The sequence below is a fragment of the Micromonospora sp. WMMD730 genome (genome assembly GCF_049178955.1).
Classification (GTDB): domain Bacteria; phylum Actinomycetota; class Actinomycetes; order Mycobacteriales; family Micromonosporaceae; genus Micromonospora; species Micromonospora wenchangensis.
Genome location: NZ_JBMHML010000002.1, coordinates 3,854,345 through 3,876,234, shown reverse-complemented (window position 1 = coordinate 3,876,234; position 21,890 = coordinate 3,854,345). Strand labels below are relative to the sequence as shown.

The following is a 21,890-nucleotide window of genomic DNA, read 5'->3' as shown; positions in this document are numbered from 1 at the left end:
CCCGGCCGACCGTCACTGGACCGACGAGACCGTCCGCCCGCCCCGCCGGACCGGACCCGCCCGACGGAGGCTGCCGCCCGTGTACCGACCCGCGATCGACCTCGACGCCGTCACCGCGATCGACATGCACGTGCACATCGAGGTCGACGACCACGGCCACGCCTCGCTGCCCGAACCGCTGGTGGCCGCCGTGTCGAAGTACTTCCGCACCGACGGGCCCCGCCCCGCCGTCGACGCGGTGGCCCGGTACTACCGCGAGCGGCAGATGGCCGCCGTCGTCTTCACCGTCGACGCGGGCACCCAACTGCGGCACCCGCCGCTGTCCAGCGCCGAGATCGCCCGCGCCGCCGCCGAGCACGCCGACGTGCTCATCCCCTTCGGGTCGGTCGACCCGCGCACCGGCGCGGCGGCCCTCGACCTCGCTGCCCGGCTGATCGAGCAGGAGGGGGTACGCGGGTTCAAGTTCCACCCCACCGTGCAGGGCTTCGACCCCGGCCACGAGGCGTACGCCCCGCTGTGGGCCCTGATCGAGCGGGCCGGCCTCCCGGCGATCTTCCACACCGGACAGACCGGCATCGGTGCGGGCCTGCCCGGCGGGTACGGCCTGCGGCTCGGGCTGTCCAACCCGATGCTGCTCGATCCGGTCGCCGCCGACTTCCCCGACCTGCAGATCGTCATGGCCCACCCGTCGGTGCCCTGGCAGGACGAGGCGCTGTCGGTGGCCACCCACAAACCCAACACCTGGATCGACCTGTCCGGCTGGAGCCCGAAGTACTTCCCGGCCGCGCTGGTGCGCCACGCCAACTCGGTGCTGAGGCACCGGGTGCTGTTCGGCACCGACTACCCGCTGCTGACCCCCGACCGGTGGCTGCGGGACGTGGCGGCCACCGACCTCAAGCCCGACGTGCTCCCGGGCATCCTCAAGGACAACGCGGCCCGGCTGCTGGGTCTCGCCCCGCCCGTACGAGAGGAGTCGCCATGACGACGACCATCACCTACGACCAGCTCGCCGACCTCGCCGGCACGGACCTGGGGCACACCGGCTACCGGACGGTCACCCAGGACCAGGTGAACCTGTTCGCCGACGCCACCGACGACCACCAGTGGATCCACGTGGACCCGCAGCGGGCGGCGGCCGGCCCGTTCGGCGCGCCGATCGCCCACGGCTTCCTCACCCTGTCGCTGGCGGTGCCGTTCTGGACCGAGCTGTTGGAGGTCAAGGGGGTGTCCACCAAGGTGAACTACGGCCTCGACCGGGTGCGCTTCCCCGCCCCGGTCGTGGTCGGCGCGCGGGTGCGGATGCGGGCCACCGTCGTCGAGGTGGCCGAGGTGCGGGGCGGCTACCAGCTCACCGTCGACCAGACCATCGAGATCGAGGGCGGCACCAAGCCGGCGGTGGTCGCCCGGGGGTTGTACCGCTTCCACGCCTGAGACCCCGGGCGTCCGGCCAGGTCATCATCCCCCCTCCACCACCAGGAGACTGCTGATGCACCAGCACGGAATCGGCGCCTGGGTGGCCCGGCGTCGGCTCAGGTCCCCGGACCGGATCGCCCTCGTGCACGGCGCGGGCGCGACCGTCACCTACGCGCAGTTCGCCGACGCCGTGGACCGGGTCGCGGCGGTGCTGCGGGAGCACGGCGTCGGCACCGGCGACACCGTCGCCTACCTGGGCGAGAACAGCCCGGAGTTCCTCCAGGTGATGTTCGGGACGGTGCGGCTCGGTGCCGTGTTCGTGCCGGTCAACACCCGGCTCGCACCCCCCGAGATCGGCCACGTGCTGACCGACTGCGCGGCCCGGGTGCTGATCCACGACCCGGAGTTCGCGGTGCCGGTGGCCGCCGCGCTGCCGACCGCCCGGCCCCCACGGGTGCTGGTCACCGGCGGGGGCACCCCGGACCGGCCGGGCCTGGCGACGCTGACCCGCGACGCCGACCCGGCACGGGCCGGGCACGCCGACCCCGGCCCCACCGACCCGGCGGCGATCGTCTACACCTCGGGCACCACGGGCCGGGCCAAGGGCGCGGTGCTCACCCACGGCAACCTGACCTGGGTGGCGCTCAACTGCGTGGTCGACTACGACGTGGTCTCCACCGACGTGGCGCTGATGATCTCGCCGCTGTTCCACGTCGCCTCGCTGGGGATGGGCGCGCTGCCCGTCATCCTCAAGGGGGCCACGATGGTCATCGAGCGGGGTTTCGAACCGGGGCGGGCGCTCGCGCAGATCGCCAGGCACCGGGTCACCATGCTCAGCGGGGTGCCGACCACCTACCAGCTGCTGGCCGACCACCCCGACTGGGCCTCGACCGACCTGTCCACGCTGACGAAACTGACCTGCGGCGGGTCCGCCGTGCCGACCCGCATCCTCGACGCGTACGAGGCGCGCGGCCTGTCGTTCTCCCAGGGGTACGGGATGACCGAGGCGTCGCCGGGTGCGACCGCGCTGCCGCCGGCGGTGACCCGGGCCAAGCAGGGCAGCGTCGGCCTGCCGCACTTCTTCACCGACGTCCGGATCACCGACCCGGGCGGGGCCGTGCTGCCCGCCGGTGCGGTGGGTCAGATCGAGGTGGCCGGGCCCAACGTCTTCCCCGGCTACCACGGCCTGCCGGAGGCGACCGCCGAGGCGTTCACCGCCGACGGCTGGTTCCGCTCCGGCGACCTGGGCCACCTCGACGACGACGGCTACCTCTACGTCTCCGGCCGGCTCAAAGACATGATCATCTCGGGTGGCGAGAACATCTACCCGGCGGAACTCGAACTGCTGCTCGGCGAGATCGACGGGGTGGTGTCGGCGGCCGTGATCGGGGTGCCGGACGACCGCTGGGGGGAGGTGCCGTGGGCGGTGCTGACCGTCCGGGCGGGGGCCTCGGTGGACACCGGCACCGTCCGGGCCCACCTCGACGGCAGGGTCGCCCGCTACAAGCTGCCGAAGAACGTGGTCGTCGTGGACGAGTTGCCGCGGACCGCGTCGGGGAAGGTCAGGAAGGCCGAGCTGCGGGCGCGGTTCACCGGCTGACCGTGGGCCGGTGGGTGACCAGGGCGGCGAACTCCGCCGCGGACGCCTCGGCCAGCGCCCGGTGCGCCAGGCGGTAGGTCTGCGCCGACCGGGCGGCCGGCCACTGCGCGTCCATGAACTCGGCAGGCAGTCTCGGGTCGGCCCGCAGCAGCGCCAGCCAGTCCGCCACCAGCATCGTGCGCAGGGTCAACGCGCCCGCCGTCGCCGTGGTCGCGGCCGGGTCGGCCCACCTGTCGATGAACGCCAGGTGCTCGCGCCGGATCGCCTCGATGTCCCAGGCGGCGCGGACGCTGTCGCCGATCGGGAAGCCGGCGAGTTCGCGGGCGTGGAAGGCGACCACGGGGTGCGGGGCGAGATCCCGGCGCAGCGGCTCCAACGACCCGGCAAGGTCGACCTCGCCCGGGGCCAGCCACAGCCCGTCGCGGATCGGCGCGAAACCCTCCCAGGTGAGCGTGGAGCGCAGCCGGTGCCGTAGCGTCCGCTGCTCCTCCGGGATCGAGAAGGTGACGAGCGTCCAACCGCTGCCCTGCGGGTCGAACGGCCGCGGCCCGCGCACCCGGTACGTCGCCTCGCGCAGCACCGCCGCCCCGTGCTCGGTCAGCGAGAACAGCGTCTCCCGACCACTGCGCCCCCGGGCGAGGACGCCGCTGCGCACCAGCCGGTCGAGGGTGGCCCGGGTCGCCGGCGCGGCGACCCCCGCCCCCTCCAGCACGGTGATCAGGACACTGGCCCGGATCGGCCCGGTGTCGCCGTCGACGACGTGTTCGCCGAAGAAGGCGAGCACCAGCTGCTTGGGCTGTCGCCTAGCCACAGTCATCCCCTCCGACGCCTCCGACGCCTCCGACGCCCGGCGCGCTCACGGCGCGGGTCGCGGGGCCACATTGTGCCCGCGTCTGGCCCGCTGGATCTCGCCGTAGACGTGCGTGCGCAGTTCGGTGAACCGGGGCAGGGCGCGGGTGGTGATCTGGTCGCGGTCGGCGGGCAGGTCGATCACCAGGTCCTCGCGTACCCGGGTGGGCGCGTGGGAGAGCACCAGCACCCGCTGCCCGAGGTAGACCGACTCGTCGATGTCGTGGGTGACGAACAGCACCGAGATCCCGCGTCGGGCGTGCAGCTCCCGCACCAGGTCCTCCAGGTCGGCCCGGGTCTGCGCGTCCACCGCCGCGAACGGCTCGTCCATGATCAGGACCTCCGGCTGGTACGCGACGGCCCGCGCGATCGCCACCCGCTGCTGCATCCCGCCGGAGAGCTGCCACGGGTGGCTGCGGGCGGCGTGCGCCAGGCCCACCGCGTCGAGCGCGTCGGCGACCAGGGTGTGCCGCTGCGCGCGGGACAGCCGCTTGTGCCGCAGCGGCAGCTCGACGTTGCCGCGCACGGTCAGCCACGGGTAGAGGCTGCGGCCGTACTCCTGGAACACCACGGCCATCGCGGGGCTGGGGCCGGTCACCGGTGCGCCGTGCATCTCGACGGTGCCGCCGGTCGGGCGCAGCAGCCCGGCGAGGCACTTCAGCAGGGTGGTCTTTCCGCATCCGGACGGCCCGACGATGCAGACGAGTTCGCCGGCGTCCATCGTGAAGCTGAGGTCCCCGATCGCCTCGACGTCGCCGGTGCGGGCCCGGTAGACCTTGTTGAGCTGCGTCACCCGCAGCAGGGTGCCCCGGTCAGACACGGTTGACCTCCCTGATTCCGTGGTACCAGCGCAGCACGCGCCGTTCGACGACCCCGAAGACGACGGCGAGCAGCACGCCGACCCCGCCGAGCAGCAGGATGCCGCTCCACATCTCGGCGACGAGGTAGTTGCGTTGGAAGTAGGCGATCCGGTAACCCAGCCCGGCCGACGAGGCGAACATCTCGGAGATGACCATCAGGATGAGCGCGACCGAGAGGGCCTGCCGGACCCCGGCCATGATCCGGGGGCTGGCGGCGGGGAGCACCAGGAACCACAGCCGCTCCCACCGGGTGACCCGGAACGACCGTGCGGTCTGCGTCAGCACGCTGTCGGTGCCCCGGACCCCCTCGACGGTGTTGAGCAGGATCGGCCAGACCGCGCCGGAGACGATCACCACGACCTTCATGGTGTCGGTGATCCCGAGCAGGAGCATCGCCACCGGGATCAGCACCGGTGGCGGGACGGCCCGGAGGAACTCCAGCAGCGGTTCGAGCAGTTCGCGCAACCACGGGGTCAGGCCGATGACGGTGCCGGCGGCGACGCCGAGCACGATCGACGCGGCGACCCCGAGGCCGAGGCGGTAGAGGCTCGGCAGCACGTCCTGCACGAACGCGGGCCCGATCCAGGTGTCGACGAAGGCGTCGGCGATCGTCACCGGGTCGGGGAAGAACCGGTTCGTCGCCCTGGTCGCCACCAGGCCCCAGAGCACCAGCAGCAGCATCGGCAGCCCGAGCGCGTGCAGCAGGCCCGCCACGGCCCGCGTACCGGCCCGGCGGCGTGGCGCGGCGACGACCCGGCCCGGGTACGCGGTCACAGCGCCCGCTCCCCACGGACGGACTCGTGCCAGGACAGCGTCCGCCGTTCGACGAACCGGAAGACGAGGTTCACCGCCAGCCCGAGCAGGCCGGTGACCACGACGAGGGCGTACAGGCCGACCGCGTCGCCGCCGGAGCGGGACAGCTCGATCATGCGGCCGAGCCCCGGGTTGCCGATCACCATCTCGGCGGTGATGGCCAGGATGAGCGCCACCGCCGCCGCCAGCCGTAGACCCGTCATCAGGTACGGCAGGGTGGTCGGCAGGACGAGGTGCGTCCACTGCTCGCGGCGGCGCAGGCCGAAGCTGCGCGCGGTGTCCCGGGCCACCGCGTCGACGTCGGCGACCCCGTAGATCACCTGCACGAACACCTGCCAGAACGACGCGTAGACGATGATGACCAGGGCGGCCTGCCGCTGGATGCCGAACATCAGCACGGCGAGCGGGATGAGCGCGACCGACGGGATGGGACGCAGGAACTCGACCATCGTGTGGGTGCTCCGGCGTAGGAAGGGCACCAGGCCGACGAGGGTGCCGAGGGCGACGGCGGCGAGGGTCGCCACGGTCAGCCCGATCGCCCAGGAGGTCATGGTGCTGCCGAGCCGCCGCCAGAACGCCAGGTCGACGAGCTGTTCGCCGAGCCGGGCCAGCACGTCCGTCACGTACGGCAGGTACTGCGGGTCGATCAGGCCCAGCGTCGGGATCGCCTGCCAGCCGACGAGGAAGGCGGCCAGGCCGGTGACGCCCAGCAGCGTCCTGCGCAACGCGGGTGGCCGTCGGGTGGTGGGCACGGGCGGGTCACCTCCGAAGGTGGCGTCGCCCGGCGGCCGGGCCGCCGGGCGACGCCGGGTCGGCTACTGCTGGCGGATGAGCCGGTCGAGGTCGGGCTGGCGGTCGAGCACCCGGTACCGGCCGGCGAGTTCGGCGAGCGTCTGCAGGCTGGCCCGGTCGACGTCCCAGCCGAACGCCGGCAGTCTGACCGACTCCGCCACCGGCGGCGGCAGTTGGAGGTTGTCCTTGATGGCCTGCCGCAGGGCCGGTGCGTTGGCCGGGTCCTGCGCCCACTGGAGGGTCTTCTTCATCGCCGCGGAGAAGTCCCCGACCAGCTCGGCGTCCTTGTCGAGGCGGGCGGTGGTGGTGATGGTGGTCAGGGTGGCAAGGCCCGGCACCACCGCCTGGTAGGGCGCCACGACGAACCTGTCGCCCCGACCCTTCAGCTGGGTGACGAAGGGTTCCGGCACCCAGGCGGCGTCGATGTTGCCCGCCGCGAGCTGGGCCGGGGCGTCCGGGAAGGCCACCTCGACGAACTTGACCTTCCTGGGGTCGCCGCCGTCCTTCTCCACCGCCGCCATGATCGTGACGTCGCCGGCCGCGCCCAGGCTGTTGACCGCGACCCGTTTGCCGGCGAGGTCGGCCGGCCGGGTGACACCCGACTTCGCCGAGGCCACCACGGCGTTGATGTCGTCGCCCTGGGCGTACGAGGAGGCGTAGTTGCCGATGATGACGACGCCGAGGTTCTGCAGGTCGGCGCGGAACGGGCCGAACGGCTGGCCGATGGCGAAGTCGATGTCGCCGTTCATCAGCGCCGGAATGGCCTGCGCGCCACCCTGGGCGGGCAGCACCTCGACCTGGAGCCCGCGCTCGGCGAACAGGCCCGCCTTGATGCCGCCCCACAGCGCGGCGGTCTCGGTGATCGGCAGCGCCGCGACCCGGACCTTGCGCAGGTCGCCGGAGGTCGGCGCGGACGGGGTGGACGCGTCGGAGTCGGTACATCCGGTGAGGGCGACCGCGGCGGCGATCAACCCGAGAGCCATGACCTTCTTCATTGACGAGGCCCTTCCTGGGCGGGGGTGGTGGGGTGCGTCGGAAGTCGGCGGGATGCCTCGGACCTGCGGGGGGAACCAACCGCTGCGTGGGGGCGCACGCCGCTGTGGTGGCCATGGTCAGCCACCCCGACATCGAAAGTCAAGAATTTCTGACGCCCGTCATGAATAAGTTGAACGACGCTGCGTCGTGGTGGCGTCGCTCAGACCTCGGGCAGGCCCACGTAGTTCTCGGCCAGGCTCGTCGCGTACGCCCGCGAGGTGGCGGCGTACCGCAGCGTCGCGGTCTGCAACTTCGCCTCGTACGGGTCGTCGTGCGCCAGCCGGTGCAGCATCGAGGTCATCCACCAGGAGAAGTGCTGGGCCCGCCAGACCCGGCGCAGCGCGGTGGTCGAGTAGCCCGCCAGCAGGTCGGTGCGGCCGTGGGAGTACCAGGCGGCGAACGCCTCGCCGAGCAGCGCCACGTCGGCCAGCGCCAGGTTCATGCCCTTGGCCCCGGTGGGCGGGACGATGTGCACGGCGTCCCCGGCCAGGTACAGCCGCTCCCACTGCATCGGCTCCACCACGAAACTGCGCATCGGAGTGATCGACTTCTCCAGCACCGGCCCCTCGGTGAGCGACCAGCCCGGCACCGTCTCCAGCCGGACCCGCAGTTCCGCCCAGATCCGCTCGTCCGGCCACGCGGCGATGTCCTCGTCGGGGGCGACCTGGAGGTAGAGCCGGGAGACCTGCGGTGAGCGCATGCTGTAGAGGGCGAAACCCCGCTCGTGGTGGGCGTAGACGAGTTCCTCCACGGCCGGCGCGGCGGCGGCGAGCACCCCCAGCCAGGCGAACGGGTACGCCCGCTCGTAGCTGGTCAGCACCCCGTCGGGCACCGCACCCCGGCTCACCCCGTGGAACCCGTCGCAGCCGGCCACGAAGTCGCAGTGCAGTTCCTCCTCCCGGCCGTCGTGTCGGTAGCGGACCACCGGGTCGGGGGAGTCGAGCCCGTCCAGCCGGGTCACCTCGGCGTCGAACAGGATCGTGCCGCCGGCCGCGAGGCGCGCGGCGATCAGGTCCTTGACCACCTCCTGCTGCCCGTAGACGGTGATCGCCCGCCCGGTCAGCTCGGTCATCGGCACCCGGTGCGACTCCCCGGCGAAGCGCAGCTCGATGCCCTCGTGCCGCAGCCCCTCGCGGAGCAGCCGCTCGCCGACGCCGGTGCGGCACAGCAGGTCGACCGAGCCCTGTTCGAGCACCCCGGCGCGCAGCCGGTGCTCGACGTGCTCACGGCTGCGGCTCTCCAGCACCACCGAGGAGATGCCCTGTCGGTGCAGCAGGTGCGACAGCATGAGCCCCGCCGGCCCGGCGCCGACGATGCCGACCTGGGTACGCATCCCGGTCCGTCCTTCCTGGACGCCGGCCCGACACCGGGGCCCGGCGGCGGGCCACCGAAAGCGTTCGCTGAGCGAACGGGTGTTCTCTCATTGAACGTTGGCACGCGACCCGGCTCCCGTCAACGTCCTGCCCGGACGGTGGTCCTCCCGACGTCGGGACCCGAGGTGGACATTGACGGATGTCGCCGCCGACCGTACGTTCGACATGAGCACGATGGTCCGCATGGCGAACACCGGTCCGAGGTGAGGCGGGAGGCCCATGGCGACGCTCGTCCCGCTCGCGCAGGCCGTGGCGGAACTGGTCCGCGACGGTGACGTGGTGGCCCTGGAGGGCTTCACCCACCTCATCCCGTTCGCCGCCGGCCACGAGATCATCCGCCAGCGACGGCAGGAGCTGACCCTGGTCCGGATGACCCCCGACGTCATCTACGACCAGCTCATCGGCGCCGGCTGCGCCCGCCGGCTGGTCTTCTCCTGGGGCGGCAACCCCGGCGTGGGATCGCTGCACCGGTTCCGCGACGCCGTGCAGCACTCCTGGCCGCGCCCGCTGGAGCTGGAGGAACACAGCCACGCGGGGATGGCCAACCGCTACGTGGCCGGCGCGTCCGGCCTGCCGTTCGCCGTGCTGCGCGGCTACACCGGCACCGACCTGCCCCGGCACACCGCCAACGTCCGGTCGGTCGACTGCCCGTTCACCGGCGAGACCCTCACCGCCGTGGCGGCCCTGCGCCCCGACGTGACCGTGGTGCACGCCCAACGCGCCGACCGGGCCGGCAACGTGCAGCTGTGGGGCATCACCGGCGTGCAGAAGGAGGCGGTGCTCGCCGCCCACCGCTCGCTGGTCACCGTCGAGGAGGTCGTGCCCGAGCTGACCCCCGTCCCCGGGCAGGTCGTGCTGCCCGGCTGGGCGGTCACCGCCGTGGCCGAGGTGCCCGGCGGCGCCCACCCCTCCTACGCCCAGGGCTACTCGGTCCGGGACAACGACTTCTACCGGGCGTGGGACGCCGTCAGCCGGGACCGCGACACCTTCCGCGCCTGGCTCGACCGGCACGTGCACCGGGCCGGGGCGGCGGCATGACCGCGCGGCCCGCCCCCCGCCCCGGGAGGCCGACGTGAGCGGCCCGCCCCCGCCCGCGGAGTGGACCGCCGACGAGATGATGACCGTCGCCGCCGCCCGGCAGCTCCGCGACGGCGTCGCCTGCTTCGTCGGGATCGGACTGCCCAGCACCGCGGCGAACCTCGCCCGCGCCACCCACGCCCCGAACCTGGTGCTCGTCTACGAGTCCGGCTGCCTCGGCGCGAAACCGGACCGGCTGCCGCTGTCCATCGGCGACGGCGTCCTCGCCGACACCGCCGACGCGGTCGTGTCGGTGCCCGAGGTGTTCAACTACTGGCTCCAACCCGGCCGGATCGACGTCGGCTTCCTCGGCGCGGCCCAGCTCGACAGGTACGGCAACCTCAACACCACAGTCGTCGGCGACGACTACGCGACCCCGGCCGTCCGGCTCCCCGGCGCGGGCGGGGCACCCGAGATCGCCGCCTCCTGCCGTGAGGTCGTGGTGATCGTCCGGCAGAACCCGCGCACCTTCACCGCGCGGGTCGACTTCGTCACCTCCGTCGGCTACGGCACGGGCCCGGGGGACCGGGAACGGCTCGGCCTGCGCGGCGGCGGACCCCGACTGGTGATCACCGACCTCGGCGTCCTGGAACCCGACCCGGTGAGCTGCGAGCTGACCCTGACCCGGCTGCACCCCGGGGTGAGCCGGGAGCAGGCACGGGCCGCCACCGGCTGGGACCTCGCCGTCGCCGAGCCGCTGACCACCAACGAACCGCCCACGGCAGACGAGCTGGCGGTGCTGCGCGCGTTGCGGGCGACGGCCGAGGGGAGCCGACCATGACCGAGGACACCGCCGGCCGCCGGCTGCCGCTGCCGGCGTACCGGCGCGACGACGTCGACGCCCACCCGCCGCTGTTCAGCCCCGGCTACCGGTCGACTGTGACGCGGGCGCCCCGGCAGCCGCTGGTCCACCTGCCGCAGCGGCTGACCGAGATCACCGGGCCGCTGCTGGGCGAGGGACGCCTCGGCGACCTCGACCACGACCTGACCCGCCAGCACGACGGATCACCACAGGGGCAGCGGATCATCGTGCACGGCCGGGTCCGCGACGGCGACGGCCGGCCGGTGCCGCGTACGTTGGTCGAGATCTGGCAGGCCAACGCCGCCGGACGCTACCGCCACGAGCGCGACACCTGGCCGGCCCCGATCGACCCGCACTTCGACGGGGTGGGCCGGACGCTCACCGACGACCAGGGGCGGTACCGGTTCGTCACCGTGCAACCGGGGGCCTACCCCTGGCGCAACCACGACAACGCCTGGCGGCCGGCGCACATCCACTTCTCCCTGTTCGGCCGGGCGTTCACCCAGCGGCTGGTGACCCAGATGTACTTCCCCGGCGACCCGCTGTTCTTCCAGGACCCCGTGTTGCACTCGGTGCGTGACCCGATGGCCCGGCAACGGCTGGTCGCCCGCTACGACCACGCCGCCACGCAGCCCGAGTGGGCGCTGGCCTACGCGTTCGACATCGTGCTGCGGGGCCGGGAGGGCACCCCCTTCGAGGACGGCGACCATGAGTGACCGGCTGGGCGTCACCCCGGCGCAGACCGTCGGGCCGTACCTGAGCATCGGCCTGCACTGGCCCGACGGCCCGTACGTCGTCCCCGAGGGCACCCCCGGCGCGTTCTGGATCCGGGGCCGGATCGTCGACGGCACCGGGGAACCCGTGGTCGACGCTCTGGTGGAGAGCTGGCAGGCCGACCCGGACGGCCGGTTCGACCACCCCGACGACCCGCGCGGGGCCCGGCCGCCGCGGCTCGCGGGATTCCGGGGGTTCGGCCGCAGCGAGACCGACGACCAGGGGCGCTACCGGCTGCTGACGGTCCGGCCGGGGCCGCTGCCCGACCCGGACGGCGGCACCGAGGCCCCGCACCTGACCCTGTCGGTGCTCGGCCGGGGGCTGCTGCACCGCCTGGTGACCCGGCTCTACTTCCCCGACGAGCCGGCGGCCAACGCCGTCGACCCGGTGCTCTCCGGCGTGGAGGCCGACCGCCGGGACACGCTGCTGGCCAGCGCCGCACCGGACGGGTTCCGCTTCGACATCCACCTGCAGGGCGACCGTGAGACCGTCTTCTTCGCCGTCTGACGGCCTGCTCTCCGGGCTGTCCGGCAACCCGGAGGTGGACGCGGAACTCGACGATCCGGCCCTGCTGCGGGCGCTGCTCGACGCGGAGGCGGCCCTCGCCCGGGCCGGCGCGGACGCCGGTCTCGTGCCCGCCCCGGCGGCCGACGCGATCGTCACCGCGTGCCACACCGGGCGGTACGACCCGGCGGCGCTGGGCCGGGCCGCCGACGCCGCCGGGAACCCCGTCGTCCCCCTCGTACGGGAGTTGACCGCCGCCGTGCCCGCCCCGGCCCGACCCTGGGTGCACCTCGGGGCGACCAGCCAGGACATCCTGGACACCGCGCTGAGCCTGCTGGCCGTCCGGGCGCTCGACGCGCTGCGCCCGCACCTCGACACCGCCGTCGACGCGGCCGTCCGGCTCGCCGACACCCACCGCCACACCGTGCTGGTCGCCCGGACCCTCGGCCAGCAGGCGGCACCCACCACGTTCGGACTCAAGGCCGCCGGCTGGTTGATCGGCCTGACGCAGGCCCGCGACCGGCTCCGGCAGGCCGGCGACGGGCAGCCCGCGCAACTCGGCGGCGCGGTCGGCACCCTCGCCGCGCTCGGCCCGGCCGGCCCCGACGTCGCCGCCCGGTACGCCGCCCACCTGGGGCTGCCCGCGAGCGCGCTGCCCTGGCACACCCGACGGCAACCCCGCCTCGATCTGGCCGCCGCCCTCGGCGGCCTGCTCGTGGCCACCGGCAAGGTCGCGCTCGACGTCGGGCTGCTCGCCCAGACCGAGGTCGGTGAGGTCACCGAGGGCGGCGACGGACGCGGCGGCTCCTCCGCCATGCCGCACAAACGCAACCCGGTCGACGCGATCCTGATCGGGGCCGCCGCCCGCCGCGGCCCCGGCCTCGTCGCCACCCTGTTCGCCGCGGCGGTGCAGGAGCACGAGCGGGCCGCCGGCGGCTGGCACGCCGAGTGGGAGCCGCTGCGGGACCTGCTGCACCTGGCCGGCGGCGTCACCGCCCGGTCCGCCCGGCTGCTGACCGGACTGCGGGTCGACCCCGCCCGGATGCGGGCGAACCTCGACGCCACCGGCGGACGGGTGCTCGCCGAGGCCGTCGCCGCCCGGCTGGCCCCCGCCGTCGGCCGCGACGTCGCGCACGACCTGGTCGCCCGGGCCGCCGCCGCCCCCGCGTTCCGCGCCGCGCTGCTCGCCGACCCGCAGATCCGGGCCCACCTGTCCGGGGCGGAGATCGACGAGGCGCTCGACCCGCACCGGTGGCTCGGCTCGGCCGGCCGGTTCGTCGACGCGGCGCTGGCCGCCGCCCGGCAGGCCGGGTCGTGACCTCCCGGCTGCACCTGAGGATCGACGGCCCGCCCGCCGCGCCGGTGCTGCTGCTCGGCAGTTCCCTCGGCACCACCGGCGCGATGTGGGAACCCCAGGTCGCGGCGCTGGCCGAACGGTTCCGGGTGATCCGGTACGACCACCTGGGCCACGGCCGCTCGGCGACGCCCACCGGGCCGTACACGGTGGCCCTGCTGGGCCGGGAGGTGCTGCGGACGCTGGACCACCTCGACGTGCCGTGGGTCCACTACGCGGGGCTGTCGCTGGGCGGCATGGTCGGCATGTGGCTCGCCGCCCACGCGCCCGACCGGGTGCGCCGGCTCGCCCTGCTGTGCACCTCGGCCCGGCTCGGCCCACCCGAACCGTGGCGGCAACGGGCGGCCACGGTCCGCGCCGGTGGCCTGCCGGCGATCGCCGACGCGGTGGTGGCCCGCTGGTTCACTCCGCCGTTCGCCGCCGCCAACCCGGCTCTGGTGGCCGGCTACCGCGCCATGCTGACCGCGACCTCCCCGGCCGGCTACGCGGCCTGCTGCGAGGCGATCGCCACCCTGGACCTGCGCCCCGACCTGGGCCGGATCGGCGTGCCGACGCTTGTCGTCGCGGGCGCGGACGACCCGGCGATCCCCGTCGGGCACGCCCGGGAGATCGTCGAGCGGGTCCCCGGGGCGCGGCTGGTCGTCCTCGACGCGGCGGCGCACCTGGCCAACGTCGAGCGACCCGGGCCGGTGGGCCGACTCCTGCGGGAACACTTCGACCAGGCGGGTGACTGATGGACGACCGCGAACGGCACGAGGCCGGCATGACCGTACGCCGGCAGGTGCTCGGTGACGCGCACGTCGACCGCGCGGTCGCCGGCACCGACGCGTTCACCGCCGACTTCCAGGACTTCATCACCCGCTACGCCTGGGGTGAGGTGTGGACCCGGCCCGGCCTCGACCGGCGTACCCGTAGCTGCGTCACCCTCGCGGTGCTCGCCGCCCTGCGCCACGAGGAGGAACTGGCGATGCACGTGCGGGCCGCGCTGGGCAACGGGCTGACCGAACAGGAGGTGGCGGAGGTCCTGCTCCAGGTGGGCGTCTACGCTGGCGTACCGGCGGCGAACCGGGCGTTCACGGTGGCCCGGGAGGCCCTGCGGCGGGAGGCTGGGTGAGGTGGGCGGTCAGGCGGCACGGTCACCGGAGTTCGTGCAGTCGCTGGAGCGCGGGCTCGCGGTGATCCGGGCGTTCGACGCCGAGCATCCGCAGCTCACCCTGAGCGACGTGGCCCGCCGTACCGGGCTGACCCGGGCCGCGGCCCGCCGGTTCCTGCTCACCCTGGTCGACCTGGGGTACGTGCACACCGACGGCCGGCTGTTCTCGCTGCGGGCGCGGATCCTCGCCCTCGGCTACGCCTACCTGTCCGGCCTGGGCCTGCCCGAGATCGCCCAACCGCACATGGAGGCGCTGGTCGCGCAGGTGCACGAGTCGTGCTCGGTGTCGGTGCTCGACGGCGACGAGGTGGTCTACGTCGCCCGGGTGCCCACCCGACGGATCATGACGGTGGGGATCAGCGTCGGCACCCGGTTCCCCGCGTACGCCACGTCGATGGGTCGGGTGCTGCTCGCGGCGCAACCCGCAGACCGGCTGGACGACTACCTCGCCACCGCGTGGCTGCAACAGTTGACCCGGCGGACCGTCACCGACCCGGCGAAGCTGCGGGCGATTCTGACGAAGATCGCCGCCCAGGGGTACGCGATCGTGGACCAGGAACTGGAGGAGGGGTTGCGGTCGCTGGCCGCGCCGATCCACGGCCCGCACGGGTCGGTGGTGGCGGCGGTGAACCTGTCCGCACACGCCAGCCGGGGGTCGTTCGAGCTGATCCGGCGGGAACTGCTCCCACCGCTGCTGGCTACGGCCGGGCGGATCGAGGAGGACCTGCGCGGCCCGTCCTGAACCGGCCGCCACCGCCCCGGGCCCGTCGGCACCTGAGCCCTGTCGTCACTGGACCCGGTAGAGCAGGCTCGTCGGGTCCACGACGGCGGTCAGCAGCCTGCCGGGCACGAGTCCCGGGTCGTCGGGCCGGACCGTGTCCGCCTCGAAGGGGGCGAAGCCGGGCCCGCTGATCCGCACGTGCAGGTCGAGTTCCGGGCTCTCCCCGCCGAGGTGGTGCGCCACGGTGAGGATCTCGGCGGTGGCGGCGACCCCGGTGGCGTCGAGCCGGCGGGCGTCGCTGCGGGACCGGTCGACCACCCGCCAGCCGAAGATACCGAAGCCGAGCCCGACGATCGTGGTGAACACCCCGCCGGCGACGGTCCCCCAGCGCTCCCCGGTGGACAACGGCAGGTCGCCGGTCACGTCGGCGGCGAGCAGGATCGGGCCGGGCAGGCAGATGGCCACGAAGACCAGCCGGCAGAGCAGCGCGCCGACCGGCCCGATGCGGGATTCCGCCTCCCGGGGTTCGCTCGTCATTCCGGCACCCTAGAACACCGCCCGTCGTCCGGGCACCCCCGCAGCGCCGCCCGTCGTCCGGGCAAGGGGTCGTGCGGGTGGGTCGGCACCAGGCACCGGCCCACCCGCACGGACTGCTTCCCCGGCTGCGCGGTGGTCAGCTTCCGGTGCAGGTGGCGGTGGCGCCGCTGCCGGTCCCGGTGCCCTGGAACCCGAAGCTGGTGCCCTGTCCGGCACCGAGCCGTCCGTTGTAGCTCTGGTTGGTGACGGTGATGGTGCCGCTGGTGCCGGTGGCGACCCCGTTCCACACCGAGCTGACCGCTGCGCCGCCCGGCAGGGTCAGGGTGACCCGCCAGCCGGTGAGCGCGGCGGACCCGGCGGTGACGCTGACGTTGGCGACGAACCCGCCGTTCCACTGGTCCTGCACGGCGTAGACGGCGGTGCAGCCGGCGCCGCCGGGCGGGGGAGTGGTGGGCGGGGGCGTCGTCGGCGGCGGGGTGGTGGGCGGTGGGGTCGTGGGCGGGGGAGTGGTCGGCGGTGGGGTGGTGGGGGGCGGGGTGGTCGGCGGCGGGCCGTCGAGCGTCAGGTTCTTCTGCTGGACGGTCCACTGGGTGCGGCACAGCCCGCAGTTCGCGCCGACGAAGTTGCCGCCGGCGGTGGTGTCGCCCTTGAGCCGCCACTTGAGGTAGAGCACCGCGACCCGGCCGAACTCGCCGCCGTTGGGCTGGTCGTAGGTGCCGCCGTGCCCGACGTTCAGGTTGCCCATGAAGGCGGGCAGCCCGGCGGGCAGCTTGCCCCAGTCGTCGATGGCGTTGGGGTAGGCGATGTCGCTGGGCCCGCCGACGAAGTAGGCGATCGGTTTGGTGAGCCGCCGGAGCTGGTAGTCGTCGGCGTCGTTGAGCAGACCGCTGCTGAAGATGCCGGTGGTGGTCACCCGGGGGTCGTTGGAGACCGCGTACGCCTCCAGGCCGCCGCAGGAGAAGCCCGCGACCGCGACCTTGCCGGTGTCGATCCGGTTGTAGTACTTGCTGCCCTGGCGGGAGTTCTCCGCCACCGCCCAGTCGATGGACTGGGTGAGCATCTGCGAGTTGGTGGAGCCGGAGGCGTTCGGGCCGCCGTTGGCGATGGCCAGGAAGCCGTGCGAGGCGATCTCGCGCAGGAAGTTGCCCTGCGAGAGGCCGTTGGCCGAGCAGCCGCCGTTGCCCCACACGAAGATGGGCAGGCGCTCGGTCGGCAGCGTCTGGGGCCGGAAGATGGTGTGGTTGGGCAGGCTGGTCGAGGTCTCGTAGTCGGCGGGGTAGGGCCCCGAGCCGCCCACCGCGGCGTCGGCCGGCGTCGCGCCGAGGGCCATCAGCACGGCGGCTGCCGGCACGAGCGCGGCGGTCAGGCCCGCGTAGAGCTTCGATCTCCTTGGCATGCACCCTCCTGCGGGTGTCGGCGGTGGCACCCCTGCGGTGGCGGGTCTGCCGCCGGGCCCGACCAGGGTGGTCAGCACCGGCGACGGGGCGGGCCGACGTGGACGCGTCGACCGCCCGGCCGCAGTCCCCACAGGCGGTCGCGGTATGCAGTTACTATCACCGGGGCAACGAAAAGTGTCAATGCGTTGCCCGCTCGGCGGGTCGGGTGCGACGTCCGTGCGGAGGCGGTCAGCCGGTGCCGCGCGGGTCGCCGGCCGGTTCCGGCCGGTCGCCCGGCGCGTCGAAGTGGGTGATCCACCGGGCGGCGTCCGGCCAGTGCGCAGCGGTCACCTCGACCAGCCGGGCCCGGGCGAGCGCGCCGAGCCGGGCGTGGACGTCGAGGAAGGTCTCCCGGGCCTGACCACGGGGCCAGGGCTGTGGCAGCAGGTGCGCGGGCAGATCCGGGTCGGTGTCGGCGAACCGACGCCAGGCGTCCATCGCGGAGGTGCGCGCCACCAGCGCGGTGGCCGGGTCGACCGTGCCGCGACGGGCCGCCGCCCGCACCGGCGCGAACCGCGCGACGAAGGCCGTGTAGCCGGCTGCCAGCCCGGTCAGGTCGTACGCGGCGGCCGGACCGTGCGGTCCGGCCTCCTCGTCGAACCGGACGTGCAGCACCGACCAGCGGGCCCCCGCGACGGGGTGCAGCAGCGACTCCAGTTCCGCCCGGACCGGTGCGGCGTGGACGCCCGGCCGGATCCACACGCTGTCGTAGAGGCCCACGAAGCCGTGGGCGGTCAACGCCCGGCGTACCGCGTGCCGGGACGCCCGGCCGGAGCCGGGGATCGAGAAGGAGACCAGCACCCAGTCGCCGGTCCAGTGCGGCGGCTGTGCGCCGAAGGTCAGGAAGTGCCGCATCCGGGAGCGGTGCCGGGCGATCGCCGCGGGCGTGAGGTGGTAGACCGGCGGCCGGGTGTTGCCCCGGGTGGCGATGAGACCCCGCTTGACCAGCCGGGACAGTGCGGCACGGGCACTGGGCTCGGTGACCCCGAACTCCCGCAGCATCGCGATGACCGCCGCCGACGGCAGGTCGGCGTCCGCGGAGTCGAGGTACTCGCCGAGCAGGGTGGCCAGCAGGTGCTGTGGGCTCGACCCGTGCTGGGCCCGGGGGGTGCGGACGTCGGGGGCGGGCTGTTCGGCGGTCACCCCGTCAGATTCTCGCACCACCGTAGGGCCGATGCCGCCGACCGGCCCGCCCGTGGGGCCGCCGGGCCGCCCGTCGGCGGGACGGTCCCGGTGGCCCGCGGCGGTTCGGTCAGTGGCCCATGACCAGGTCCATCACCTCGCTACGCAGCTTGCCGAAGAGCGGCTCCTGCTTGGTGAGGATCTGGTCGCGGTCGCGGGGCAGCGGCACGTCCACAGTCGCCTTCACCGTCGACGGGCCCTTGCTGAGCACCACCACCCGGTCGGAGAGGTAGACCGCCTCGTCGATGTCGTGGGTGATGAACAGGACCGACTTGTTCCACTCCCGCCACACCCGCAGGGTGAGGTCCTCCAGGCTGATCCGGGTCTGCGCGTCGACCGAGGCGAACGGCTCGTCCATCAGCAGGATCTTCGGCTTGTTGATCAGCGCGCGGGCGATGGCGACCCGCTGCTGCATGCCGCCGGAGAGCTGCCACGGGTACTTGCCGATCACCGAACGGGGCAGCCCGACGGCCTCCAGCAGGCTGTCCACCGCGCTGCTCACGGTGGCCCGGCTCGCCCCGGTACGGCGCAGCGGCAGCCCGATGTTGCGCTCGACGGTGAGCCACGGGAACAGCGAGCGGCTGTAGTCCTGGAACACGATCGCCATGTCCTCCGACGGGCCGTCGCCGATGGTCTCGCCGAACGAGCGGACCTCGCCGGTGCTCGGCCGCATCAGCCCCGAGATGCAGTTGAGCAGTGTGGTCTTGCCGCTGCCCGAGGGCCCGACGATGGACACGAACTCGCCCGCGTGCACCTGCAGGTCGACCTGTTCGATCGCCAGGTGGTCGACCCCGTTCGTCGTGTACGTCTTGGACAGTCCCGCCACGACCAGCGCGGCCGAGGTGTGCTCCGGGTCGCTCATGCCGATCTCCCTACCGTCGGTCGCCCGCGGAGCGCCCACCGCTCGTACAGGCCGAAGAGTGCGTTGAACAGGATGCCGATCGCGCACGCCATCACCACTCCGGCGAACATCCGGGGGGTGTCGAACTTCTGCTGCTGGAGCAGGATCTGGTAGCCGACCCCCGAGGTGGAGGCGTACAGCTCGGAGCTGACCATCAGGACCACCGCGATGCCCAGGCTGACCCGCGCGCCGGCCAGGATGCGTGGCAGCGCCGCCGGGAGCACGACGAACCGGAAACGGTCCACCCGCCGCAGCCCGATCGCGCGGGCGCTGTTGAGGGCCAGCCGGTCGACGTTGGCCACCCCGTCCATCGTGTTGAACACGACCGGCCAGATCGAGCCGAACGCGATGACGAAGATGGGCATCCGGTCGTTGATTCCGAGCAGCACGATCGCGATCGGGATGAGCACCACCGCCGGGGTGGCGACGCCGAGGCGCACCACCGGCGCGCACAGCCACTCCAGGCGTCGGCTGCGGCCCAGCGCCACGCCGACCACGGTGCCCACCGACACCGCCAGGGCGTAGCCGACGAGCAACCGGAACATGCTCGCGCCGACGTCCGCGACGAACGCGTCGGAGGCGAACAGCCGGTGCGCCGGCCCGCTCCACCACAGGTCGACGAACGCGCCGGCGACCCGGCTGGGCGGCGGGGTGAACGACGAGTCCCGCCAGCGCAGCAGCACCTCGGCCACGAGCACCAGGGCGAGCACGAGCCACGTGTAGGACACCACTCGGATGAGGAACCTGCGCACTGTCTACTCCTGCCCGGACGGACGCCAGCGGATGACGCGTCGCTCGGTGAGCTGGGCGGCGATGTTGAGCACCATGCCGGTGATGCTGACCGCGAGCACCCCGGCGTAGACCGCGTCGGCCCGCTGCGCCTCCTGGTAGCTGACGAGCACCGTGCCGACGCCGGTGGTGGCCCCGAGCAGTTCGGCGCTGAGGGTCACCACGAACGCGATGCCGGTGGCGATCCGGATACCGGTCACCACGTACGGCAGGGTGGTCGGCAGCAGCACCCGGCGCATCGTCTCCACCCGGCCGAACTTCAGCGCCTGGGCCACCCGCAGCGCCAGCGGTTCGACGCTGCGTACCCCGTAGATGGTGTTGACCAGGAGGATCCAGAAGGTCGAGAAGGTCACCACCGAGATCTTCATCTGCGGGCCCAGCCCGATCAGGACGATCGCCGCCGGGATCAGCGTCACCACCGGCATCGCCCGCCCGATGTCGATCACCAGGGAGCTGGCCCGGGCCAGCGGTTCGAGGTAGCCGATCAGCAGGCCCAGCGGGATGCTGATGACCACCGCGAGGCCGAGGCTGACCGCCCAGGTGGCGAGCGTGTCGAGGTACTCCCGGACGAAGTCGGCGTCCCCGAGCAGGCTCGCGAACGCCCGCCCGACGGCGACCGGGCCGGGCAGCCCGGAGGCGGGCACCACCCCGGCGGCGGCGACGGCGGCCCAGCCGGCGACCAGCAGGCCGAGACCCGCCGCGCCCCAGAGCACCGGCTGGCCGCGCCGCAACGCGGTGCGGACGGCGCCCATCAAGCCGACTCGTGGACGAGGCCGGAGGTGTCGACCTTGGTGCTGATCGCGCCGAACTCGTGCGCGAGGTCGGCCATCTTCTGCAGCGCCGCGCGGTCCACCTCGCTGGACAGCTCCTCGAACTGGCTGGCCCGGATCGCCTCGACGGTCGTCTTGCCGAAGTCGGCCGCCATCTGCTGCCACTCCGCCTCGTTGGCCGGGTCCTTGATCTGGCGCAGCGACTCGTCCATGGCGGCCCGGAACTTCGCGATCTTGTCGGCGTTGGCGGCGACGAACTTCTCCGAGGCGACGTAGTCGGCGTAGTTGATCCGCCCCTGCACGTCGGCGTACGGCTCGCCGAGCCAGACCGCGCCGCCCTCGCGGACCAGGGTCTGGCCGATCGCCCCGCTGGCGTTGATCGCGTCGACCGCGCCGCCCTTCAACGAGGTGGCCATCTGCGCGCTCGGGATGTTCACGTACTTGATCTTCTTGTCGTCGCAGCCGGCCTTGCGGACGGCGGCGCTGGTGTAGACCTGGCCGGGACCGTTGAGTTCGGTGACGCCGACGGTCCTGCCCACCAGGTCGCAGTAGGTCTTCGCGCCGCTCTTCGTACCGGCGAAGACGCCCCGGCTGCGGGTCGGGTCGGGTGGGGTGGGGTTGAAGTACGCACCCATGACGATCTTGACCTTGACCCCCTGCGAGGCGGCGACGATGGCCCCCCAGCCGCCGGAGAAGGCCAGGTCGACCTGGCCGGAGTCGGCGGCGGCGACGGCGGACGAGGCGGACGCGAGGGTGACCGGCTCCACGGCGATGCCGTGCTTGGCGAAGAGGCCCTTCTTCAGCGCCCAGACCAGGGTGATCTCGTTGGGGAAGCCGATCTGGGTGACCTTCAGCGGCTCGCCGAGCGAGGCGTCGGCGGGGGCGCCCGATCCACCGTCGGAGAAGCAGCCGGACAGGGCGAGCGCGCTGACGGTGACCAGCGCGACGCCCAGCCGTCCGCGCCGCAGCGGTCCACCGTGCCGGCGGCGGTGCGGGGCGCGGTCGTGCTCGTGACGGGGTCCGTCGGCGGCCCGATCTCCCGGGGTGCGCGCCTTCGAGTCCACAAAGAAGAAAGCCATGGGGGTGTCCTCCAGTGAGTTGACAGGCATCCCGAGGGTGTGTGCGCCTCGGCCGGCGCGGACACCAACGCCGCGG

24 protein-coding genes are annotated in these 21,890 nt (G+C 73.5%); 11 read left to right on the top strand and 13 right to left on the bottom strand.

Features of this window, described 5'->3' with window-relative positions:
* Positions 1 to 79: 79 nt before the first annotated feature.
* The 3 genes from ACN265_RS16930 to ACN265_RS16920 are packed head-to-tail and all read left to right on the top strand — an operon-like array spanning position 80 to position 3,013.
* A complete protein-coding gene (locus ACN265_RS16930) occupies positions 80 to 982 on the top strand; it encodes an amidohydrolase family protein (protein ID WP_420118831.1) in 903 nt (300 codons plus the stop codon).
* A complete protein-coding gene (locus ACN265_RS16925) occupies positions 979 to 1,431 on the top strand; it encodes a MaoC family dehydratase (protein WP_302743232.1) in 453 nt (150 codons plus the stop codon). The genes ACN265_RS16930 and ACN265_RS16925 overlap by 4 nt, the downstream gene beginning before the upstream one ends.
* A 55-nt stretch (positions 1,432 to 1,486) precedes the next feature.
* On the top strand, positions 1,487 to 3,013 hold the full coding sequence (locus ACN265_RS16920; RefSeq protein ID WP_421408498.1) for an acyl-CoA synthetase: 1,527 nt from the start codon (positions 1,487 to 1,489) through the stop codon (positions 3,011 to 3,013).
* Here ACN265_RS16920 and ACN265_RS16915 read toward each other — a convergent pair.
* From ACN265_RS16915 to ACN265_RS16890, 6 genes are all read right to left on the bottom strand, one after another.
* A complete protein-coding gene (locus ACN265_RS16915) occupies positions 3,003 to 3,824 on the bottom strand; it encodes a PaaX family transcriptional regulator C-terminal domain-containing protein (RefSeq protein ID WP_421408497.1) in 822 nt (273 codons plus the stop codon). The genes ACN265_RS16920 and ACN265_RS16915 overlap by 11 nt on opposite strands.
* 45 nt (positions 3,825 to 3,869) lie before the next feature.
* Complete coding sequence (locus tag ACN265_RS16910) at positions 3,870 to 4,682, bottom strand: ABC transporter ATP-binding protein (protein ID WP_363654581.1); 813 nt, start codon at positions 4,680 to 4,682, stop codon at positions 3,870 to 3,872.
* The gene (locus ACN265_RS16905) at positions 4,675 to 5,496 is read right to left on the bottom strand and encodes an ABC transporter permease (protein ID WP_357935264.1); all 822 of its coding nucleotides are present in this window, start codon (positions 5,494 to 5,496) and stop codon (positions 4,675 to 4,677) included. Before ACN265_RS16905 ends, ACN265_RS16910 begins: the two co-directional genes overlap by 8 nt.
* A complete protein-coding gene (locus tag ACN265_RS16900) occupies positions 5,493 to 6,287 on the bottom strand; it encodes an ABC transporter permease (RefSeq protein ID WP_357935261.1) in 795 nt (264 codons plus the stop codon). The genes ACN265_RS16905 and ACN265_RS16900 overlap by 4 nt, the downstream gene beginning before the upstream one ends.
* Before the next feature lie 63 nt (positions 6,288 to 6,350).
* Positions 6,351 to 7,322 carry an ABC transporter substrate-binding protein gene (locus ACN265_RS16895; RefSeq protein ID WP_421408496.1) on the bottom strand — a complete coding sequence of 324 codons (972 nt, stop codon included), beginning with the start codon at positions 7,320 to 7,322 and terminating at the stop codon, positions 6,351 to 6,353.
* Between the two features lie 200 nt (positions 7,323 to 7,522).
* Positions 7,523 to 8,695, bottom strand: coding sequence for a 4-hydroxybenzoate 3-monooxygenase (locus ACN265_RS16890; RefSeq protein ID WP_204926582.1), 1,173 nt, complete (start codon positions 8,693 to 8,695; stop codon positions 7,523 to 7,525).
* Between the two features lie 259 nt (positions 8,696 to 8,954).
* Here ACN265_RS16890 and ACN265_RS16885 point away from each other — a divergent pair, with 259 nt between their 5' ends.
* The 8 genes from ACN265_RS16885 (at position 8,955) to ACN265_RS16850 (ending at position 15,141) form a co-directional block, all read left to right on the top strand.
* Positions 8,955 to 9,773: a CoA transferase subunit A gene (locus ACN265_RS16885; RefSeq protein ID WP_402898326.1), complete on the top strand. Its 819-nt coding sequence runs from the start codon at positions 8,955 to 8,957 to the stop codon at positions 9,771 to 9,773.
* Between the two features lie 76 nt (positions 9,774 to 9,849).
* A complete protein-coding gene (locus ACN265_RS16880) occupies positions 9,850 to 10,593 on the top strand; it encodes a CoA-transferase subunit beta (RefSeq protein WP_377683000.1) in 744 nt (247 codons plus the stop codon).
* Positions 10,590 to 11,330, top strand: a complete 741-nt coding sequence (pcaH, locus tag ACN265_RS16875; RefSeq protein ID WP_421408495.1) for a protocatechuate 3,4-dioxygenase subunit beta — start codon at positions 10,590 to 10,592, stop codon at positions 11,328 to 11,330. The genes ACN265_RS16880 and pcaH overlap by 4 nt, the downstream gene beginning before the upstream one ends.
* On the top strand, positions 11,323 to 11,895 hold the full coding sequence (gene pcaG, locus ACN265_RS16870; protein WP_204926579.1) for a protocatechuate 3,4-dioxygenase subunit alpha: 573 nt from the start codon (positions 11,323 to 11,325) through the stop codon (positions 11,893 to 11,895). The genes pcaH and pcaG overlap by 8 nt, the downstream gene beginning before the upstream one ends.
* Positions 11,870 to 13,210, top strand: a complete 1,341-nt coding sequence (pcaB, locus tag ACN265_RS16865) for a 3-carboxy-cis,cis-muconate cycloisomerase (RefSeq protein WP_421408494.1) — start codon at positions 11,870 to 11,872, stop codon at positions 13,208 to 13,210. Before pcaG ends, pcaB begins: the two co-directional genes overlap by 26 nt.
* A complete protein-coding gene (gene pcaD / locus ACN265_RS16860; RefSeq protein ID WP_421408493.1) occupies positions 13,207 to 13,980 on the top strand; it encodes a 3-oxoadipate enol-lactonase in 774 nt (257 codons plus the stop codon). Before pcaB ends, pcaD begins: the two co-directional genes overlap by 4 nt.
* Positions 13,980 to 14,360 carry a 4-carboxymuconolactone decarboxylase gene (gene pcaC / locus ACN265_RS16855; RefSeq protein ID WP_357762353.1) on the top strand — a complete coding sequence of 127 codons (381 nt, stop codon included), beginning with the start codon at positions 13,980 to 13,982 and terminating at the stop codon, positions 14,358 to 14,360. The genes pcaD and pcaC overlap by 1 nt, the downstream gene beginning before the upstream one ends.
* A gap of 1 nt (position 14,361) precedes the next feature.
* Positions 14,362 to 15,141, top strand: a complete 780-nt coding sequence (locus ACN265_RS16850; RefSeq protein WP_421408492.1) for an IclR family transcriptional regulator — start codon at positions 14,362 to 14,364, stop codon at positions 15,139 to 15,141.
* A gap of 45 nt (positions 15,142 to 15,186) precedes the next feature.
* Here the strand turns inward: ACN265_RS16850 and ACN265_RS16845 are convergent, their stop codons facing one another.
* From ACN265_RS16845 to ACN265_RS16815, 7 genes are all read right to left on the bottom strand, one after another.
* Entirely contained in the window at positions 15,187 to 15,657 is a 471-nt protein-coding gene (locus ACN265_RS16845; protein ID WP_421408491.1) for a hypothetical protein, read from the bottom strand.
* Between the two features lie 136 nt (positions 15,658 to 15,793).
* Positions 15,794 to 17,053: a cellulose binding domain-containing protein gene (locus ACN265_RS16840; RefSeq protein ID WP_421408490.1), complete on the bottom strand. Its 1,260-nt coding sequence runs from the start codon at positions 17,051 to 17,053 to the stop codon at positions 15,794 to 15,796.
* A 229-nt stretch (positions 17,054 to 17,282) separates the two neighbouring features.
* Positions 17,283 to 18,236 carry a PaaX family transcriptional regulator C-terminal domain-containing protein gene (locus tag ACN265_RS16835; protein WP_421408489.1) on the bottom strand — a complete coding sequence of 318 codons (954 nt, stop codon included), beginning with the start codon at positions 18,234 to 18,236 and terminating at the stop codon, positions 17,283 to 17,285.
* A 109-nt stretch (positions 18,237 to 18,345) separates the two neighbouring features.
* Positions 18,346 to 19,137 (bottom strand): ABC transporter ATP-binding protein, encoded by a 792-nt coding sequence (locus ACN265_RS16830; RefSeq protein ID WP_420118442.1) that lies wholly within the window; start codon positions 19,135 to 19,137, stop codon positions 18,346 to 18,348.
* Positions 19,134 to 19,904: an ABC transporter permease gene (locus ACN265_RS16825; RefSeq protein WP_204926572.1), complete on the bottom strand. Its 771-nt coding sequence runs from the start codon at positions 19,902 to 19,904 to the stop codon at positions 19,134 to 19,136. The genes ACN265_RS16830 and ACN265_RS16825 overlap by 4 nt, the downstream gene beginning before the upstream one ends.
* A 27-nt stretch (positions 19,905 to 19,931) precedes the next feature.
* Entirely contained in the window at positions 19,932 to 20,717 is a 786-nt protein-coding gene (locus ACN265_RS16820; RefSeq protein ID WP_421408488.1) for an ABC transporter permease, read from the bottom strand.
* Positions 20,717 to 21,814, bottom strand: a complete 1,098-nt coding sequence (locus tag ACN265_RS16815) for an ABC transporter substrate-binding protein (RefSeq protein ID WP_421408487.1) — start codon at positions 21,812 to 21,814, stop codon at positions 20,717 to 20,719. The genes ACN265_RS16820 and ACN265_RS16815 overlap by 1 nt, the downstream gene beginning before the upstream one ends.
* Positions 21,815 to 21,890 lie beyond the last annotated feature (76 nt).

Coding starts and splice junctions, on each gene's coding strand:
- ACN265_RS16925 (WP_302743232.1), top strand. CDS start 979: ATGACGACGACCATCACCTACGACCAGCTCGCCGACCTCGCCGGCACG.
- ACN265_RS16830 (WP_420118442.1), bottom strand. CDS start 19,137: ATGAGCGACCCGGAGCACACCTCGGCCGCGCTGGTCGTGGCGGGACTG.
- ACN265_RS16820 (WP_421408488.1), bottom strand. CDS start 20,717: ATGGGCGCCGTCCGCACCGCGTTGCGGCGCGGCCAGCCGGTGCTCTGG.
- pcaH (WP_421408495.1), top strand. CDS start 10,590: ATGACCGAGGACACCGCCGGCCGCCGGCTGCCGCTGCCGGCGTACCGG.
- ACN265_RS16815 (WP_421408487.1), bottom strand. CDS start 21,814: ATGGCTTTCTTCTTTGTGGACTCGAAGGCGCGCACCCCGGGAGATCGG.
- pcaC (WP_357762353.1), top strand. CDS start 13,980: ATGGACGACCGCGAACGGCACGAGGCCGGCATGACCGTACGCCGGCAG.
- ACN265_RS16845 (WP_421408491.1), bottom strand. CDS start 15,657: ATGACGAGCGAACCCCGGGAGGCGGAATCCCGCATCGGGCCGGTCGGC.
- ACN265_RS16885 (WP_402898326.1), top strand. CDS start 8,955: ATGGCGACGCTCGTCCCGCTCGCGCAGGCCGTGGCGGAACTGGTCCGC.
- ACN265_RS16920 (WP_421408498.1), top strand. CDS start 1,487: ATGCACCAGCACGGAATCGGCGCCTGGGTGGCCCGGCGTCGGCTCAGG.
- ACN265_RS16880 (WP_377683000.1), top strand. CDS start 9,850: ATGATGACCGTCGCCGCCGCCCGGCAGCTCCGCGACGGCGTCGCCTGC.
- ACN265_RS16890 (WP_204926582.1), bottom strand. CDS start 8,695: ATGCGTACCCAGGTCGGCATCGTCGGCGCCGGGCCGGCGGGGCTCATG.
- ACN265_RS16840 (WP_421408490.1), bottom strand. CDS start 17,053: ATGCCAAGGAGATCGAAGCTCTACGCGGGCCTGACCGCCGCGCTCGTG.
- ACN265_RS16895 (WP_421408496.1), bottom strand. CDS start 7,322: ATGAAGAAGGTCATGGCTCTCGGGTTGATCGCCGCCGCGGTCGCCCTC.
- pcaG (WP_204926579.1), top strand. CDS start 11,323: ATGAGTGACCGGCTGGGCGTCACCCCGGCGCAGACCGTCGGGCCGTAC.